This window comes from Anaerosporomusa subterranea (assembly GCF_001611555.1).
Lineage (GTDB): Bacteria > Bacillota > Negativicutes > Sporomusales > Acetonemataceae > Anaerosporomusa > Anaerosporomusa subterranea.
Genome location: NZ_LSGP01000023.1, coordinates 1 through 18,341, shown reverse-complemented (window position 1 = coordinate 18,341; position 18,341 = coordinate 1). Strand labels below are relative to the sequence as shown.

19 protein-coding genes are annotated in these 18,341 nt (G+C 47.3%); 17 read left to right on the top strand and 2 right to left on the bottom strand.

The window, feature by feature from the left end:
* Positions 1 to 202: 202 nt before the first annotated feature.
* From aroD to AXX12_RS14030, 10 genes are all read left to right on the top strand, one after another.
* Positions 203 to 958 carry a type I 3-dehydroquinate dehydratase gene (gene aroD / locus AXX12_RS14080; RefSeq protein WP_066244024.1) on the top strand — a complete coding sequence of 252 codons (756 nt, stop codon included), beginning with the start codon at positions 203 to 205 and terminating at the stop codon, positions 956 to 958.
* Positions 959 to 975: 17 nt separating this feature from the next.
* A complete protein-coding gene (locus AXX12_RS14075; protein ID WP_066244021.1) occupies positions 976 to 1,797 on the top strand; it encodes a sugar phosphate isomerase/epimerase family protein in 822 nt (273 codons plus the stop codon).
* 21 nt (positions 1,798 to 1,818) lie between these two features.
* Positions 1,819 to 2,787, top strand: a complete 969-nt coding sequence (locus tag AXX12_RS14070; RefSeq protein WP_066244018.1) for an aldo/keto reductase — start codon at positions 1,819 to 1,821, stop codon at positions 2,785 to 2,787.
* A gap of 73 nt (positions 2,788 to 2,860) precedes the next feature.
* Positions 2,861 to 3,892: a Bug family tripartite tricarboxylate transporter substrate binding protein gene (locus AXX12_RS14065; RefSeq protein WP_066244016.1), complete on the top strand. Its 1,032-nt coding sequence runs from the start codon at positions 2,861 to 2,863 to the stop codon at positions 3,890 to 3,892.
* A gap of 127 nt (positions 3,893 to 4,019) precedes the next feature.
* Positions 4,020 to 5,051: a tripartite tricarboxylate transporter substrate binding protein gene (locus AXX12_RS14060; protein ID WP_074431372.1), complete on the top strand. Its 1,032-nt coding sequence runs from the start codon at positions 4,020 to 4,022 to the stop codon at positions 5,049 to 5,051.
* A gap of 58 nt (positions 5,052 to 5,109) precedes the next feature.
* A complete protein-coding gene (locus tag AXX12_RS14055) occupies positions 5,110 to 5,613 on the top strand; it encodes a tripartite tricarboxylate transporter TctB family protein (protein WP_066244012.1) in 504 nt (167 codons plus the stop codon).
* Between the two features lie 21 nt (positions 5,614 to 5,634).
* Positions 5,635 to 7,149, top strand: coding sequence for a tripartite tricarboxylate transporter permease (locus AXX12_RS14050; protein ID WP_066244008.1), 1,515 nt, complete (start codon positions 5,635 to 5,637; stop codon positions 7,147 to 7,149).
* A 101-nt stretch (positions 7,150 to 7,250) separates the two neighbouring features.
* On the top strand, positions 7,251 to 7,853 hold the full coding sequence (locus tag AXX12_RS14045; protein ID WP_066244004.1) for a hypothetical protein: 603 nt from the start codon (positions 7,251 to 7,253) through the stop codon (positions 7,851 to 7,853).
* A 236-nt stretch (positions 7,854 to 8,089) separates the two neighbouring features.
* Positions 8,090 to 8,482, top strand: a complete 393-nt coding sequence (locus AXX12_RS14035; RefSeq protein ID WP_331711626.1) for a beta/alpha barrel domain-containing protein — start codon at positions 8,090 to 8,092, stop codon at positions 8,480 to 8,482.
* Between the two features lie 26 nt (positions 8,483 to 8,508).
* Positions 8,509 to 9,693 (top strand): MFS transporter, encoded by a 1,185-nt coding sequence (locus AXX12_RS14030; RefSeq protein WP_197470731.1) that lies wholly within the window; start codon positions 8,509 to 8,511, stop codon positions 9,691 to 9,693.
* A gap of 211 nt (positions 9,694 to 9,904) precedes the next feature.
* Here AXX12_RS14030 and AXX12_RS14025 read toward each other — a convergent pair whose 3' ends face one another.
* Entirely contained in the window at positions 9,905 to 10,942 is a 1,038-nt protein-coding gene (locus tag AXX12_RS14025) for a LacI family DNA-binding transcriptional regulator (protein WP_066243993.1), read from the bottom strand.
* Between the two features lie 245 nt (positions 10,943 to 11,187).
* Between AXX12_RS14025 and AXX12_RS14020 the strand changes: the two genes are divergently transcribed.
* Positions 11,188 to 12,141, top strand: a complete 954-nt coding sequence (locus AXX12_RS14020; protein WP_407922274.1) for a hydroxymethylglutaryl-CoA lyase — start codon at positions 11,188 to 11,190, stop codon at positions 12,139 to 12,141.
* A 101-nt stretch (positions 12,142 to 12,242) separates the two neighbouring features.
* Here the strand turns inward: AXX12_RS14020 and AXX12_RS14015 are convergent, their stop codons facing one another.
* Complete coding sequence (locus AXX12_RS14015; protein ID WP_066243991.1) at positions 12,243 to 13,136, bottom strand: LysR family transcriptional regulator; 894 nt, start codon at positions 13,134 to 13,136, stop codon at positions 12,243 to 12,245.
* A gap of 226 nt (positions 13,137 to 13,362) precedes the next feature.
* Here AXX12_RS14015 and AXX12_RS14010 point away from each other — a divergent pair, with 226 nt between their 5' ends.
* From AXX12_RS14010 to AXX12_RS13985, 6 genes are read left to right on the top strand one after another with little or no spacing between them, the layout of a single operon-like run.
* On the top strand, positions 13,363 to 14,949 hold the full coding sequence (locus AXX12_RS14010) for an acyl CoA:acetate/3-ketoacid CoA transferase (protein ID WP_066243989.1): 1,587 nt from the start codon (positions 13,363 to 13,365) through the stop codon (positions 14,947 to 14,949).
* A gap of 34 nt (positions 14,950 to 14,983) precedes the next feature.
* On the top strand, positions 14,984 to 15,409 hold the full coding sequence (locus AXX12_RS14005) for a MaoC family dehydratase (RefSeq protein WP_066243986.1): 426 nt from the start codon (positions 14,984 to 14,986) through the stop codon (positions 15,407 to 15,409).
* Positions 15,410 to 15,450: 41 nt separating this feature from the next.
* Complete coding sequence (locus AXX12_RS14000) at positions 15,451 to 16,392, top strand: ketopantoate reductase family protein (RefSeq protein ID WP_066243984.1); 942 nt, start codon at positions 15,451 to 15,453, stop codon at positions 16,390 to 16,392.
* Between the two features lie 11 nt (positions 16,393 to 16,403).
* Positions 16,404 to 16,790 (top strand): VOC family protein, encoded by a 387-nt coding sequence (locus AXX12_RS13995; RefSeq protein WP_066243983.1) that lies wholly within the window; start codon positions 16,404 to 16,406, stop codon positions 16,788 to 16,790.
* Positions 16,791 to 16,824: 34 nt separating this feature from the next.
* Complete coding sequence (gene aroQ, locus AXX12_RS13990) at positions 16,825 to 17,271, top strand: type II 3-dehydroquinate dehydratase (RefSeq protein ID WP_066243981.1); 447 nt, start codon at positions 16,825 to 16,827, stop codon at positions 17,269 to 17,271.
* Positions 17,272 to 17,292: 21 nt separating this feature from the next.
* Entirely contained in the window at positions 17,293 to 18,279 is a 987-nt protein-coding gene (locus AXX12_RS13985) for a zinc-dependent alcohol dehydrogenase (protein ID WP_066243978.1), read from the top strand.
* Positions 18,280 to 18,341: the final 62 nt, after the last annotated feature.

The following is an 18,341-nucleotide window of genomic DNA, read 5'->3' as shown; positions in this document are numbered from 1 at the left end:
CTCCGGGACCTCTGTTATGGCTATTATATCACAGTTATTTTTGTTTCGAATGAGATTGTTCTTTTTTTGCGATTAATTCAATCGAATCTGACTATTGGATATTGTAAAATCAATAATATAAAATCAAGTTAAGCAAAATATCAGATTATTGTGAATATGAACTATTTTTCACATAGTCTGTTAAGTAAAAGGAGTGGCGCATTTGGCAAAAAAACAAATCGAACCGGGAACTAAGCCGTTAATTTGTACTCCACTGGTCGGAACGACTAAAGAGCTGATCTTTGAACAATTACAGCAAGTATTGAGCAAACGCCCAGATGTTATTGAGTGGCGAGCTGATTTTTTTCAGGATATTGCCAATACCGACGCAGTGGTTGCGATCGCTAAACAGATTCAGGCTTTGTGTGGCGACGCCCCGCTCATTTTCACCATTCGGTCCCAATTTGAAGGTGGTCAACCGATAGCTTTGTCTGACGCGGAAGTTATTGAACTAGATGCTGCGATCTGCAAAGCGGCAGCTGCCGAATATGTGGACTGTGAATTGAGAAATGACCTGCAACGGATTAATAAACTACGCCAAGCGGCCAGCCAGAGCGGGACAAAAATCATTGGTTCATTTCATAATTTTCATCAGACCCCCAGTCGCGCAGATATTGTGAATAAACTGGCGGAGGCGGCCGAGAAACAACTGGATGTAGCCAAAGTCGCGGTCATGCCGCAGACTCTCGAAGATGTTCTTACCCTGCTGAGCGCCACGCTTGAAGCCAAGAGTCGTCTTTCCATACCGCTGATTACTATGTCGATGGGCAAATATGGCATGGTCAGCCGAATGATTGGCGGGGTTTTCGGCACATCGCTTACCTTTGCTGTGGGCGCGCAAGCATCGGCGCCTGGACAAGTACCGATTGAAGAGTTACGCACCGTTTTGCAAACGGTCGAAAATACCATGGGTAACTAAATGATAGGAGGGTCACCGTGTCACACCAATTCTCTTTAGCCTACCTGACTATTCCAGGCTGCCCGCCGCCTGAACAGACTTACATCGCTGGGCGATCCGGATATGATTTTGTCAGCCTGCGCCCGATCTATATGGGCCTGCCCGGCGAGCCGAATTTTGCCTTAGCTGAAAACAAAGAAATGCTGCTGCAAACCAAACGAGCGCTGGCCGACACAGGCGTTAAGCTGCTTGACATTGAACTGGCGCGCATCTATGACGGTGTTGATCCGAAACGCTACCTGCCAGCGATGGAGGTGGCAGCCGAACTCGGCGGTCGCCATGTTCTGAGCAGTATTTGGACATCTGATCGTAATTTCTATATTGAAAAGTTTGCCGAGGTTTGCGATTTGGCTAAATCGTTCGGCCTGACAGTAGAACTTGAGTATGTGCCGATTGCCAGCGTCAATAACCTGGCGGGAGCACTCGATGTTCTGAATACGATAAAACGGGATAATGCCGGTCTGATGATCGACATTCATCACTTCCACCGCGCCAGGAATAAACCGGAGGAACTTGATGCTGTACCGCGTGAATGGTTCCGCTTTGTCCACCTTTGCGATGCGCCGGAAGAAATCCCGACCGAAAAAGAAGAAATGACCCGAATCCTGCGTGAGGCTCGTCTGTATGTGGGGGAAGAGGGCGGTATTGATGTCGCCAGCATTGTGAACAGGATACCGGAAGTTCCTTATTCTATTGAACTGCCCAATCTCAAGCGGATGAAGGAAATGGGTTTCGCTGAGCACGCATTCCGTTGTATTGAAGCGGCAAAACAATATTTGGCTGCTCACCCGCGGGGGTAAACGAGTAATGGAGTGGTTTGTGTGAAATATATTTCGATTCCCGGTCTGGAGCGCGGCTGTTCGCAACTCGTGATCGGCACATCCTTGTTTACGCCAGAACGTAAAGATGTTGTCTTTGAAATGCTTGACGCTTATGTAGAAAATGGCGGCAATACCTTAGATACATCGCGCATATACAGTCTGGGCAAGAGTGAACAGGCACTGGCGATGTGGCTGAAAGGCAGACGTAACCGCGACGAGATGGTTATCATCAGTAAATGTTGCCACCACTATATTGATGAAAACGGCTGTCATCATCCGGATCAGCAGCGTGTCAGTCCAGAATATATCCGTCAGGACTTACAGGAAAGTCTGGCAAGGATGCAGGTCGATTACTTTGATATCTGCCTGTTGCATCGCGATGATCTGCGAGTGCCTGTCAGCGAATTAATGGATGCCCTGCAAGAACACAAAGACGCCGGCCTGTATAAAGCGTATGGTGTATCAAACTGGAGTACCGAACGCATGACAGAGGCGATCGCGTATTGCGCTACCAAAGGCTATGCGGGACTCGCCGCCAACAGTCCCAGCCTTAGCTTGGCCAAGGTCAATGAGCCGCGCTGGATCGGCTGCGTCTATCCGGACGCCGACTATATCCAATGGCACAAACAGACTCAGTTGGCCATGTTCTCCTGGGCAGCCCAAGCCAGCGGCTTTTTCGCCGGCTTGTATACACCTGAGGTCATTCCCAATCCAGATATCGCCAGAGTGTATTACAGTGAGGCTAATTGGGAACGGTTCCGGCGTGCTAAAGAAATGGCGGTTCTAAAGGGTAGACAGTATACGACAAACCATATCGCTTTAGCCTATGTTCTAAACCAGCCGTATCCAACCTGTGCAGTCATCGGCCCGCAAAAGACAGAGGAATTGCTGGACAGCATCATGGCTGTCGACATTCAACTAACAGAACAGGAACTGATGTGGCTGGACTTAGAGACAAATGTACTTTAACTTGATTGGCCCAATGACAATCAGAAGGGTATTTATTGATCTTATAGAATAAAGCTGAAAGGTGGAGTTTGTGTTGAAAAAGACAGTTGTTCTTTCCCTGGTACTCCTGACAATTGCCGCTCTGTTAGCAACCGGTTGCGGCGGCGGTTCGACTCAAAAGACAGAACAATTTCCAACGAAAAATCTCAATGGAATCATTTCTTGGGGCGTCGGCGGCGTCATGGACAACGTCTCGCGTTCGGTTACGCCACATGTTGAAAAAGCGTTGGGAAAAACGATCGTACTATCCAATAAACCCGGCGCTACCGGCGCTATAGCCACGCAAAACGTTTTCGACCAAAAAGCCGATGGTTATACGGTGCTGTATCATGCCGAAAACCCGCAACTGTACAAAGTGTTAGCATTGTCTAAACTTGATTACGCTGATTTTGAGCCGATCATCATCTTTGGTAAAGGCTTGTCTGTCATCATTGTGCATAAAGACTCACCATTGAAAACTTATGATGATTTGATCGCGGCTGCGAAGCAAAATCCCGGGAAATTTAACTTTGGTTCAAGCGGCGTCGGCGGATTGCCATATAACACTAGCGCGCTGATCAAAGACCAGGAAAAGATTAACTTTAACTTTGTGGCATACGATGGCGAAGGGCCGCTGGTTACCGCGCTGTTAGGAAAACAAATTGAGGCCACTGCCATCGGCGTTGGCTCGGCGGCGCAGTATATCAAATCCGGCGACATCAGAGCGCTGGCTCTGGTGTCAAACACCCCGGTCGATATTTTAGGCGATGTGCCGGTCTTAGGAAGAATTAAACCTGCTTATCAAGAAAAACTAAAAAGCTTCGGCGCTTTCTTCGGTGCATATGTTAAAAAAGGAACCCCGGATGCTGTGATTGCGAAGCTGACTGAAGCCTATGTTGCTGGTTATAAAGATCCTAAATTTCAGGAATATATGGCAAAGAACGGCATTACCCCGATGGGAATTACGGGTAATGAAGCCAAACAATTCTTATCAGAATGGCAATCTTCTGCAACTTGGTTGATTCATGCGGCCGGCGGCGCCAAGGAATCGCCCGATAAATTCGGCATTCCGAAGCCTACTAAGTAACCTTGTCTCAGTATAACTTAACCGGCGGCTAATCAGGCGGAGTAGCACAGCTCGCCTGATTTACCTTTGCTTATTGATGCGGGTGTATACTCGCTCATAAGATAAAAGTAATTTAGGAGGGAAATCAATGCTGTTTCACACTAAAAAAACTTGTCTCCTCTTGGTCATGGTACTCCTTGCTCTGCTGGTGGTTGGTTGCGGTTCAGGTGAGAAAAAAGAGCAATATCCTAGCAAAAACATTAACGGCATTATCGCCTGGGGTGCTGGCGGCGGCACTGACCAAGTGTCCCGGACTCTGACGCCGGCGGCGGAGAAAGCGCTCGGCAAAACGATCGTTATGGCTAATAAAACCGGTGCTACCGGCGCCATTGCCACGCAAAACGTGTTTGATCAAAAAGCTGACGGCTACACTCTGATGTTCCACGCAGAGAATCCCCAAATTTATCCTATTCTTGGAATATCCAAACTGACTTATGACGATTTTGAGCCGGTTCTTATCGCAACTCAAGGCTCTACCGTTATCGTGGTTCCTAAAGACTCCCCCTATAACACATTCGCTGATCTGATTAAGGCTGCCAAAGCCAACCCTGGTCAGATCAGCATTGGTATCAGCGGCGTCGGTGGCCAGCCTTATGTAACCGCAGCCATCCTGAAAAAGATGGAAGGCGTGACCTTCAACCAAGTCGCTTACGACGGAGACGGCCCACTGACCACCGCTCTGTTGGGCAAGCAACTCCAGGTATCCGGTCTGGCAGTTGGCGCAGCATCTCAGTACATCAAGAACGGCGATCTGAAGGCGTTGGCGATCATGGCTAACAAACCGAATCCCAGCATTCCCAACGTGCCGCATATCACCCAAATCGATGCGAAGTACAATGATGTCATGAAAGCATCCGGCTTTTTCTATGGCGTGTTTGTCAAGAAGGGCACTCCGGAAGATGCACTTAAGAAACTGCGTGATGCTTTCCAAGTCGCCTATAAAGATCCCAAATTCCAGGATTATATGCAGAAAAATGGTCTGACTCCGATGGGCATCACCGGCGACGAGGCGAAAAAATACATGAAGGAATGGCAATCTATCGTTGCTTGGATGATCCATGACGCTGGCGGCGCCAAAGAATCACCGGAGAAATTCAACATTCCGAAACCTGGTAAATAACAACAATGGAGGGGGACATCCTCCTCCTGATCCCTCAAGTATTAGGAGGTGCAGGAAATTGGCTGAAAATCAAAAAGATATTGAACAGGCTGAAGCCGAAACAGTCATTGAAAAACAGATTCCGAAAGGCGAACTTAAACTACTGGTTCTTATGCTGATTATGGGCTTGGCTTGGCTCTATGAGTCAATCAAAGTAGAAGGCGTTTTCCAAGGGATTAGTAACGGACCTGGATCGATTGCCCAACTCGTTGCAACAGCCTTGGTGCTGATGGTCGCAGCGCATGCGTATACGCTGGTTAAAAACGGTCACCAGGACGGCAACTGGCAAGAGCTCAAACGCTATCTATTCGATAGACAAGTCATTATTCTGATTGTTATGATCATACTTTATGGACTGCTAGTGGAAACTCTCCACTTCGTTCCTACAAGCATTCTCTTTTTATCGATCACCATGTATCTATTGGACAGGACGAAGCCAGTGAAAAAAATTCTCGTATCGTCAACCTTTGTCGGCGTTTTGTACTTGATATTTAACACAGCATTCCAGGTGGTTCTACCTTAATACGATTGGAGTGATCAAGAGGTGTTTAATGGAATTGAAGGATTTCTGGTGCCTTTCACCAGTTTGAATCTGGTCGGACTTATTGCTCTTGGCTGTTTTGTTGGCGTCTACATGGCTGCTATTCCTGGTCTGTCGGTTACTATGGCGGTATCATTGCTAATATCCTTTACCTTCGCATGGGATGTCTTTCCGGCTTTGGCGCTGATGATTGGTGTCTATGCCGGCGGCGTGTACGGAGGCGCCCGCTCTGCCATCCTCCTGAACATCCCTGGTGCTCCGGCGTCAGTCGCTGCCGCCTTTGACGGCTATCCGCTGGCCAAACAAGGTCTGGCCGGCGAAGCGATGGGTCTGAGTACGACCCAAGCCTGTATCGGTATGTTTATCGGCATCGTTTGCTTGGCCTTGGGCGCACCGATTATTTCCGGATTTGCTCTCGACTTCGCGCCACGTGACTATTTCTTACTAGCGTTCATGGGTCTGTTCCTGATTGGCAGTCTGACAGAGGACGGCTCAGTGACCAAGGCCATGATCACAGCTTGCATCGGTATCCTAGTCGGCCTCACCGGCATGGATCCGGTAACTGGCCAAGGTCGTTTGACCTTTGGCTCGGGCGAACTGCTAGGCGGCATTCATTTCATCATCGTTATGATTGGAACTTTCGGTATTTCGGAATCCTTGGTGCAATTGCAGACCAAGGTGAAACCAGTTAAACAGAAAATTAGCCGTGTTCGTCCTACTTTTGAAGTTATTAAGAGAAATATCCCTTTAACCCTGCGCTGTTCCTTCATCGGTGTCTTTATCGGGGTACTGCCGGGGGCGGGCGGCGATATCGCGGCCTTGATGGCCTACGATCATGCTAAACGCACAGTTAAGGATCCGTTCCCAAAACCTTTTGGCCAAGGCGCTTACCAGGGCTTGCTTGCTCCTGAGACGGCCTGTACAGCGGCTATCGGCGGCGACATGACGCCAATGATCACCCTAGGTATTCCCGGCGACTCAGTAACAGCTGTGCTGATTGGCGCCTTAATGGTTCACGGCCTGCGACCAGGACCGATGTTGATGCGCGAACAACCTGAGTTCTTCTGGGTCATCGTGGCTTGTCTATTAATTGCCAATGTTTGTCTCTATATTGTCGGCATGACCGGTATTCGTGTTTTTAGTAAAATTGTAGAAATTCCCAAAGCCTATATTTTGCCGATGATTGTTATCATGACTATGATCGGTGGCTATTCGATTCAGCAGAGTGTCGCTGATATCTACTGGCTGATCTTCTTCGGTATCCTCTGCTATTTCATGAAGCGGTACGGCTATCCAGTGGCGGGCGTGGTGCTTGGGGTTATCCTGACCCCAATCATTGACAACAACTTCCGACGGGGTGTGGCCATGGAACATGGCGATGTACTAGCGTTCTTCGGCAGTATGTTCACTAATAAAATCGCTCTGTGCCTGATCGCTGTCTCGATTCTGACTGTCATGTTCTCCAGCCCGCAGCTAGCTCCGCTCAGAGTTAAGTTATTCGGCGAAAATTATCGTTAATCGATCAAAGAACCTATAACAGAAAGCCTAAAGTCAGAAGCTGAGATGCGTTTCGGCTCAGGCTGAGGGCTTTCTGTATATTTCAATCGGAGGATATTTGCATGAACTTGGCGCCTTGGCATCTGGGATTTCATTGGCAGTTAGCGATTTTCAGCTTGGCATGCGGAATTGCCAGCTATTATTACCCTGAAGGCTGGATTCATTGGCTGGTCTATGTTTTATTTGTCATTACTGCGGTTTATATGCTGACCAAATTTCGCTTATATAAACAAAATCTCTGGCGCCGTAAGCATGCGCAAGGAACGCAGATTTTTGCGAAGTTGGCCAGAGAGGAACTAGCTGCTGCGAAGAAAGAGCAGAGGGATGTGAATATCCCGCCATTATATGTGCGGCTAGCTACAAATCTTTTAGCACCTGAACATAGTACAGAATTTTGTAACAGTGATCTCTTGACCGAATCAGGCCGGAAAGAGTATTATCAGCGTTTAGTGGATGCCTATCCGATTGTATTTACAAGCAAAGTGAAGCCTGAATATCATGAGCGAGCTTTAGCTAGCATTCGCGAAGATATTGAGGCAAGTCAGTACGGACACGATATTGTCATTGCGGTGGCGATTGAGAAAGCGTATGGGCCAGTGGAGGCAACGCGGTACTTGTTGGCTATGGCCAGTGGTCTCACTACGCGGAACGGATTATTTAGTTAGCGGTTTGACAGGGCTATAACATGGCCGGCTTTATTCCCTGCGTTGAATATGCCGCCAAACACACATAGTGTGTCGGGAGCATTGTCTTCCGCCTGGGGCTGCGCCTTTGAAGGCAAAATACCGGTGCCGTAAATCGAAAAAATTGTTCGCGAATATTTGCGCCTTGGCATCACCGAATTATCTTTATCAGACGCTACCGGAATGGCAAATCCTAGACAAGTGTATGAGGTCGGAAAATATATGATCAAAACCTTCCCAGAAGTGCGCTGGGTATTACATCTTCACAATACCCGGGACATGGCATAAGCAACATCCTTGCTGGTATGCAGGCTGGTTTTACCACCTTCGATGGCGCTTTTGCCGGCTTAGGAGGATGCCCGTATATTCCGGGCGCAGCCGGTAACATCGCTACCGAAGACATTATTCACATGTTGCATGAAATCGGTATTGATACAGGCGTCGATTTGGCCAAGGCGATTGCCACTGCGCGAAGGGCAGAGCAACTCGTGGAGCATACGGGATCTGGCCATGTTCTCAAAGCCGGACGGTGTGAAGACCTGACTACCGAAAAAGCTAAGCGGCAAAACAACCGAACATCTCCTGTTGTGGCTGCTCGAACGGAGAAGTAAGCTCGCATAATTGGAGGCTTAGAATTTTGACGCAGATTGCAACAATCAATGAAGCAAAGTTATGGACAAAAAGCTATAGTTCACTCTTGCTAGTCAATTTGTTATTGTGCTTCGGGTTCTACATGTTGCCGCCAACCTTACCCGCTTATGTGAAACAGATCGGCGGCAGCAATTTGCAAGCCAGTCTAGTGTTTGGTATGTTTTCCGCTATGTCACTGGTTGCGCGGATAATTGCCGGCAGTATAGTTGAGGCAAAAGGTGAAAAAACGATTATTATAATAGGCATTGGCATAGTGGCCCTTTGCTCGGTTGCGTTTTTTTTGCTGCCGGTAAACGGCATACTTTTGTTGCGCAGTTTGCAAGGTATCGGTTGGGGCATGGCAACAGCGGCGATTGCAACTGCTGTCTACAAGACTGTACCGGAACAAAAACGTGGTGAAGGTTCAGGGTACTATGCGCTGACGACAATTATCTCTCTGTCTTTGACGCCTGTCGCGGCGATCCTCATCATGAGTCGTATTCAATTCGGGTATGTTTTGATTGCTTCAGTAACGTTGACGGTTGCGAGTGCTTTATTGCTGATCAGTGGTCTTACCGGGCTTGCGTTCCGCCCTGCGTCTGTCGCGGGGGAGAGAAAGCAGATCACTTTGCGAAACGTATTTGAAAAAGGAGCGCTGCTGCCTTCCACTCTTTGTTTCTTATTATCGATCCCGTTGTGCGGTATTATGGGGTATCTAATGTTATTTGGCAGAGAAGCCGGGATTGACAATGTATGGCTGTACTTTATCGGCAATACAGTTATGATCTTGCTAACCAGACGGTTCGTAGGTCGTTTGTTTGATAAAAGGGGACATTCGGTGATTATTTTTCCAGGCAGCGTCCTAATGATTGCTGGTTTAATTACGCTGGCTTTCACAAACTCAACTGCTATGTTGGTGTTTGCCTCTTTGCTTTATGGCTTGGGCTATGGGGCGGTACAGCCATCGCTGCAGACGTGGGCGGTAAACCGCTGTCCGGCAGACCGCAAAGGAGCAGCTAACGGATTGTTTTTGTCCTCGATTGATTTGGGGTATATGATCGGCTCCATAGTGCTAGGGTATATTGCGGGTGGCAGTAGCTATGCGGCCATGTATGGCTATTCGACGATTTTCATGGTTGCGTTTATTGTTATCTATGTGTCGGCGTTGACTAAATCATCTACAGGCAAGTAATAAAAGCTGAGGCTGTGTGAAAACACAGCCTCAGCTTGTTGAAAAACCTATTTTCCAGGCCGTTGAGAAAGGTCGAGATGCTAGGCAGCCCCGCGAGCCTAGCAGTGACGCGTACTTAAGGGTACGCTAGCAATGGGTTCGCGGGGCTAACACGCAGATTGGCCTTTATCGACGGCCTGAGGCTGTGTGAAAGCACAGCCCCTTTTCATGCTTATTCACTTTTCTTCGCTGGATCAGAGCAGGAGTCGCGGACTATGAGCTCTGGCTGCACAATGACCGATTGCGGCGGTGCATCAGCGCCATCAATTCTTGCATGCAACAGACGGGCGGCATGTTCGCCTAACAGACGAATATAGGATGAAACTGTTGTCAGTTTTGGACTAAATATCGTAGCCTCCGGAATATCGTCAAATCCGACAATTGCCAGATCGCGACCCGGAACTAAGCCGACAGATTGCAAATGCATGCAAACAGCGATGGCGATGGTGTCATTATAGCAGAAAGCCGCAGTGGGGGGGGAAGGTAATGCCAATAGTTTCTGGATGGCCTCGATGCCGCCTTGCCGGGTTGCGCGACTTTCTATGACCAGAGTAGGATCGATTTCTAATCCGGCCATACGATGGGCCTCATCGTAGCCTTGCTTGCGGCCTCGCCAGGTAGAAAGCTGGGGCAAACCACCTAAAAAGGCAATTCGCCGGTGCCCTTTGCGAATAAGATGCTCAATAGCAATTCTTCCGCCTTCCACATTGTCAACTCCGACGAAGTCACATTCGGCACCCTGCAATTTCCGGTTGATTAGTACTAGCGGAATACCCAAATCGCGGAATCGATTAATTGGCTCACTTGAGCTTCCTGGCACTGCCGATAAGATTATGCCGCCTACGCGGTTCTCCAGCATGGTAGAAAGCAAGCGTTCCTGGATAGCGGGTGAGTCAAAAGTGGTACCTAAAATAACGGTTTTGCCGAATTTATCTAACTCGTGGTGAATTCCAACTAATAGTTCCGAATAGAACGGGTTAGCCAATTCCATGATAATCAGTCCGACGGTAGACGAGTCCTTGGAGCGCAGGTTAGCGGCTACCCGGTCATAGATATAACCCAGCTCTCGCATCGACGCCTGAACCCTTTCCCGGGTCGCTTCTGAAATGTGACTGCTTCCCCGCAGGGCAAGTGAGGCTGTAGAGCGTGAAACACCAGCATGAGTTGCTACGTGCTCAAGCGTAACATGGCGTCTTTTCTGTTTCATCATGAACCACCTAAATGCCTAATAACTTGTATTTTTGCATAAATAGAATAAGTTCTACTATTCACACTATGCCCATTATATGATAACGAATTTTTCATGTCAATCGATCTAAGTACTTTTCACTAGCTTTATGATACGGCTGCTTACTTATCTTTATTAGCAAATCGATTTATTATCAATCGAGATTGCAAAAAGCAACTTGGCTTTATATTATTAAATTGTAATAGTACAAAGAAAGGATGGTATACTTGGAAATTACAAACACAGTGTGGCCTGAAAAAGTGACAATCTGTGAGGTCGGTTTGCGCGACGGATTGCAGAACGAGAAAATAATTCTAAGTGTTGAAGAAAAGCTTGAACTCTTGGATATGGTGGTAGCGTCTGGCATCAAGGTTATTGAGGTCGGCTCTTTTGTCCACCCTAAGGCTGTTCCGCAAATGGCAGACACTGAAAAAGTCGTCAAACAGATGAGACGGGTTGATGGTGTTGAATATCGGGCTTTGATTCCTAATCTTAAAGGCTTAGAACGCGCTTATGCTGCAGGTCTAACCAAAGCGAAACTGACTGTTTCGGTTAGTGAGTCGCATTGTATAAACAACTTTAATCAAACCCCGCTTGAAATGATGGCAGGCTTTGTGCCATGCGTTGAGTACGCTGCGAAGCATAACATTAATGTGTCAGGGGCATTATCTTCAGCTTGGGGCTGCGCGTTTGAAGGGAAAATACCTCTACAACAAATAGAAAAAATCGTACGGGAATACTTGAAACTTGGTATTACCGAGTTATCTCTGTCAGACGCTACCGGCATGGGAAATCCGAGGCAGGTTTACGAAATCGGTAGTTATATGGTGAAGACTTTCCCCCAGGTGAAATGGGTCTTACATTTTCACAACACTCGCGATATGGCATTAAGTAATATCGTCGCCGGCATTCAGGCGGGTATTACTACTTTTGACGGCGCATTCGCCGGACTTGGCGGCTGTCCATATATCCCCGGCGCATCGGGAAACATCGCTACTGAAGACGCTATCCACATGCTGCATGAAATGGGAATCGATACAGGTGTCGACTTGCTAAAAGCGATAGCAACTGCCCGCAGGGCCCAGCAGATGATTAGCCATGAGGCTGCCAGCTCTGTATTGAAAGCTGGGCGTTGTGAAGATCTCACCAGTGAAAGGGCGCGGCATCAAGATAACAAATAATAATTGCACAGGCGTCGTGGCAATAGCCAAGAAAGTTGCCAAATAAAAAAAGAAGTAGAAGACCGGAAGGCTTCTACTTCTTTTTTTTTATTGGCAGTAAATTAGTGATTACTGCTCGTTTCTACATTTTTAAGAACAAAATTAACAAAATTGTTGATGATAGGCCGCTTTTGTTTATCTTCAGGCACTGCTAAGTAAGTCATTCTGGGGATAATCGGATCAATATCAAGGAAAGCAAACCCGCGATGTTGATAAAACTTAGCGACTGTGGCTGATATCATTGTTCCCCCTAAGCCTGAGGATACAAAGCCTAAGGTAGAAGACAAGGTGCCATGAGTGCGCAATACAATGTTAGGGTTGATGTCAGCGCGAGAGAAGGCATCCATGGCATTCCTATAGATAGTTGTTTCGACATTAAAGATTAGTGGCTCAGTAGCCAGCTCTGTAAGGTCCACAGATTTTCGTCCGGCCAACGGATGATCTTGGTTCAGTACCACTACTGTATGATCTTTTACTAAGGGATAAAAAGTTATCCCTTCGGCGAAATGATAATGAGACAAAAATGCAACATCTATATCAAAGGCCTTAAGTGCAGTGAGCAAATTTAAACACTCAGCTTCATAAATGTCAAATTTTATCTCAGGGAAATCTTTTTTAAAATGCGAAACTAGATCGATAAAACCGAAATAACGTGATCCTGGAAAAGAGCCGATTCCGATATTACCTTTGTCTGCGGATACAAACTGTTCAATGATGGTTTTGGCAGCCTTAGAGTCCTCGATAATGCGCTCGGCAAATGGCAAAAACTCTTTTCCAACTGCAGTCAGCGATAAAGCGCGGGTTGTGCGCGCAAATAGACGAACCCCGAATTCCGCTTCTAGTTTACTGATTTGAATTGACAAAGAAGATTGTGAGACATTAATCTCTTCAGCAGCTTTCGTAAAGCTCTGATATTTTGCTACGGCCAGAAAATATTCAAGCTGATGAAATTCCACGGAGTTTGCCTCCAACGTCACGAATTTTCTTAAAAAATTATCGTATATACTTCTAATTATAATTCTTTTTGATCAAGCATAATCCTGCTATTTATTATTTATCGAAATAGAAACAATTTTTAATCTAAATTGCAAGAACAAATATAGTTTTGTAATATAAGAACAGTAACAACAGTCAGAAAATGCCGTGTATTTACACTGGCTAGAATTTGGAGAGAGTAGTAGTATGATTAAACCTGTACGAAAAGGCAATCGAGTCTCAATTATGAGTGTTGATGAAGCTGTTAATCTAATTCCGTCCGGAGTAACCGTTGCCTTTAGTGGCGCCGGGGGCGGCATTGTTGACCCAACTGAAGTAATCAACGCTCTAGCCCGGAGATACAAAGAATCGCAGCAGCCGCGCGATCTTACCCTTCTGCATTCTACGGGCCTTGGCGACCGCGCCGATCGGGGCATGTCGCCACTAGCTCAGTCTGGTTTATGCCGCCGTATTATCGGTGGACACTGGGGACAATCGCCTCGGTTAGCCGAAATGGCGGAACGCAATGAGATTGAAGCCTATAACTTCCCACAAGGTGTTATCAGTCAACTGTTTCGGACCGCAGCGGCCAAACAACCAGGCTTACTCACCCATGTGGGGCTGGGCACGTTTATTGACCCGCGTCAAGGCGGCGCAAAACTAAATGAACGGACCAAGGAAGACCTGATCCGGCTGATGGAGATCGATGGCAAGGAATGGCTATTCTATCCGACTATACCGCCTGATGTAGTTATCATCCGTGGTACAACCGCCGATACAGAAGGTTACATCAGCATGGAAGATGAGATCACATACTTGGATACGTTGGCTATGGCGCAAGCTGCTCACAACAACGGCGGACTTGTCATTTGCCAGGTGCAGCGCTTGGTCAAAGCCCGTACTCTGCATCCAAAGTCGGTCAAGATTCCCGGTTATCTGGTTGATGTCGTTGTCGTCGTTCCTGACCAACCTCAGTTGTACTCCGGTTCATTGAACCGTTTTTTCTCTGGCGATTTTGTTCTTGACACAGGCGCAGTCATACCGCTGCCGCTCAATGAACGCAAGGTCATTGCTCGCCGCGCTCTCCTGGAAGTATCTCCCGGCAATGTCGGTAATGTTGGTGTCGGGATATCGGACGGCATCGGGGTAATTGCACGGGAAGAAGGAGTAAGCGAAGAGTTTACTCTGACTGTTGAAACTGGGCCCATCGGCGGCGTCTCCGCCCAAGGCATCTTCTTCGGGGCAAGCGTCAATATGCAAGCTATGTTAGATATGCCAGCGCAGTTTGACTTTTATGACGGTGGCGGACTTGATATTTGTTTCCTCAGCTTCGCAGAGCTCGACCAAGTCGGTAACGTCAATGTGCATCGCTTTAATGGCAAAATCCAGGGAACTGGTGGCTTCGTAAACATTTGCCAAAATAGTCGCAAGGTCATTTTCAGCGGTACGTTAACAGCCGGTGGCTTGAAAACATCGATTGAAAATGGTGAGGTTCATATCGACCAAGAAGGGAATTTTAAGAAACTAATTCCGCAGGTTCCTGAAATCACATTCAACGGCAAAGATGCGATACGTCGTGGTCAAGAGGTGCTCTACATTACCGAACGAGCAGTCTTCCGTTTAACGCCAGATGGCCTGGAGCTGTGTGAAGTTGCGCCCGGTATGGATATCGAGAAAGATGTTATTAGCCAAATGGGCTTCAGACCCAAGGTAGCCGCAGATTTGAAGGAAATGGATCATCGCTTGTTCCTGGCAGAGCCCATGGGTGTAAAGCAAGACTGGCAAGTAAAATAATATCTATTTGCCAAAATTGAAGGGGGAAAATGCTATGAGTAAATTGCCGTTACAGGTTGGAGATACATGCTCCTATACGAAAACGATCAGTGAGTCAGATGTCTATTTGTTCGCCGGGATCACCGGAGACTTCAGCCAAATGCATACAAATGAAGAATTCATGAAGACGACTCCCTATAAAACTAGAATTGTGCATGGGGTGCTCACCTTTGCGCTAGGGTCTACCGCCTCTACACTAATACAAGTGCAGGCAAAAGCCGATATTCCCAGTGTCTCCTATGGTTATGACCGGCTCCGGTTTGTAAAACCAGTGTTTTTCGGTGACACGGTAACAGCGAAATATACAGTTGTCGAAGTCGATGAGGGAAGCATGAAGACATTCGCCAAAGTGGAAATCTTTAATCAAAAAAATGAGCTATGCACTGTGGCGCAACACATTTTGAAATTTATTCCCGCCTAAGACACTGGGTAGAAATAGCGAAGTGAGAAAGGGTGAATACAATGAAAATTTGCGTACTCGGTTCTGGCGCATTAGGCAGTTCCATTGGCGGGGTGCTGACTGAGGCTGGATATGACGTCTATTTGATCGACCAATGGGCTGATCATATTAACGCGATGAATAGTCGCGGACTCATCCTCAGAGAGGGAACAACCGATAGAACGGTGAAGGTCAAAGCAGCAACTAGCTGTGAAGGCATTGGGCCAGCAGACCTCATCATCGTTTTAGTGAAGTCGTTTCATACCCGGCAAGCGATTGAAAACGCTGGTGCAATCATTGGCGAGAATACGTTGATTATGTCCCTTCAAAATGGTCTCGGTAATGAGGAAATCATTGCTGAAGTGGTTGGTAAGGAACGCGTAATTGGCGGAAAAACGTATGTTGGCGGTGTGCTGCTCGGACCTGGTCATGTCATTGCTGGTACCAAGGGCAAGTACACATATATTGGCGAACTTGATGGCGCCATCACGCCAAGAATTTCTAAGTTGGCAGAACAGTTAAATAAGGCAGAGTTGTTGACTACCGTGAGCGATAATATTGTTGGAATTATTTGGGATAAACTGTTGATCAACGTTGCAACCGGTGCTATCAGCGGTATCACCAGACTCCCTTATGGCGGGTTGTATAACGTACCAGAAGTTAGAGATTGTGCACTGGCTGCAATTGCAGAGGCCATGGCAGTCGCAGCGGCAAACGGAGTAACTCTGTCAATAAAGACTCCTGAAGAAGCTTGGTTCAAAGCATCTGACGGGCTGCCTGCCGAGTTCAAAACCTCCATTCTGCAAAGCATTGAAAAAGGAACTGCGACCGAGATTGATTTTATCAATGGTTCAGTTGTCAGGTGGGGCGAAATGTGTAATGTTCCAGCTCCGGTCAACAAGACGCTGGTGGCCAGCGTCAAAGGTATTGAGTACTGGATTAAGAACTACTCGGGAAAGGCTTAAAAGGTGACTCTATGGCCTACGCGAAAAAATCATTTTTAGAGCACGTGGCGTTTCGCGTCAAAGATATCGAGTGGCACGTTCGTTTCTTTCGGGAAGCGTTGGGAATGACCATCCGGCAAATTGACGGACCAGTGGATAATCCGAATCAGGTATGGACAATCGGCGGGATACAGCTAGTTTCAGATCCCAATTTCAACGGACCAGAAGGTCGGATGGCTCACCTCGGCATTATGGTCGAGGATTTGGAAGCAGCGATACAAGAAGTTTATACATGGGGCGTAACCCAGATGCCGCAAGGGCGGAATTGGATTGCACTGCCTGATGGACTATGTGTTGAGTTACTTCAGGCGTCAGGCAACGCAGTTGCCGAAGCGCTCGCTGTCAACCCTAGAGCTTAATATAGTACCTAAGAAATATGAGGGGGAAAAGATTATGAAAAAAATTCTCATGCTTCACGGAATCAACCACAATATGTTTGGCAAAAGAGATCCTAAGCAATATGGCACAATCACACTGGCTGAGATTGACGCCAAATTACAGGCGCTGGGAGCAGAACTAGGCGCAGAAATCGAAAGTTTCCAGACTAACCATGAAGGTGAAATGTGCGAACGGGTTCACCAAGCATTTCTTGAGGGCAAAGATGCCGTTTTAATCAATGCTGGCGCCTGGACTCACTACAGCTATGGCCTGAGAGATGCACTGGCAATTCTCACGTGCCCCATTGTTGAGATTCATATGTCCAATATTCACGCACGTGAGGAGTTCCGTCACAAGTCTGTATTTGCCGAAGTGGTGAACGGGCAAATCTGCGGCTTTGGCGTCGAGAGCTACCTGATTGGTTTGCGGGCTGCTTTAGCGACGATTGAAGAAAGCAAATAAAACGATACAGAAGGTGAAACCATGCAGGAACTGTTTTTGTCCGAGCCCAACAAGCTAAGTCTGCGGGAAGTGGCAACACTGCCAGTTCCGATAGACAATGAAATAAAAGTTAAAGTTATCTATGGCGGGATTTGCGGATCCGATCTTAGAGTATACCGGGGCAGCATCGCTTATGCCTCGTATCCGATCCGGCCCGGCCATGAAGTGCTAGGAGTCGTTACAGAAGTTGGCAAAGATTCTTCCCTTGTGGTTGGAACCAACGTCGTTATCTTCCCCAATACGTTCTGTGGCAAGTGTGAACACTGTCTGCAAGGAAAGACCAACATCTGCAAGGAGAAGAAACCGCTGGGTGTTGCTGTTGACGGCGTCTTTGCCGAAGAAGTAATTATTGCATCAAAGTATGCGGTGCCTGTGCCGGCAGATATGCCTAACGAGCGCGCCATCTTAGTCGAGCCATTTGCCGTTACCGTTCATGCCCTGAAACGGGCCTATATAACTACGGGAACTACAGTGGCAATCATTGGCTCAGGCACGGAAGGTCTGCTAGCTGTCGCTTTAGCGACTAAGTTAGGCGCAAAAGTGACTGCGATCGATATTAACCCCAAGAAGCTAGAATTGGCGAAAAAGCTCGGCGATGTACAGGCTCTTACACCGGAAAACGTAGCAGGACAAACCTTTGATGTGGTTGTTGAAGCAGCCGGCGTAAAACAATCATTTGAGCAAGCATTTCAACTGGTTAAACCCGGCGGGACGATTGTTGCGCTCGGAATTTCCAGTGAACAAGTCGCTTTTTCTCCGATCCAGGTTGTCCGCAGCGAGATTAGCATCAACGGTTCCATCATCTATACGTTGAAAGATTTCGCTGACGCAATTGCACATTTAAGTGATCCTACTTTTTACGTCGAACCTATTACCTCTAAGTTTATTCCGCTCAAACAGTATCAGGAAGCCTTTGAAGACGCGTTTTCCGGCAACTATGCCAAAATCGTACTGGAGTTCCCTGAATAGAATAAATGAAATGTGAGGCGAGATTTTGATGAAGAAAGTCCTTAGTTTGGTACTGGTCGCTT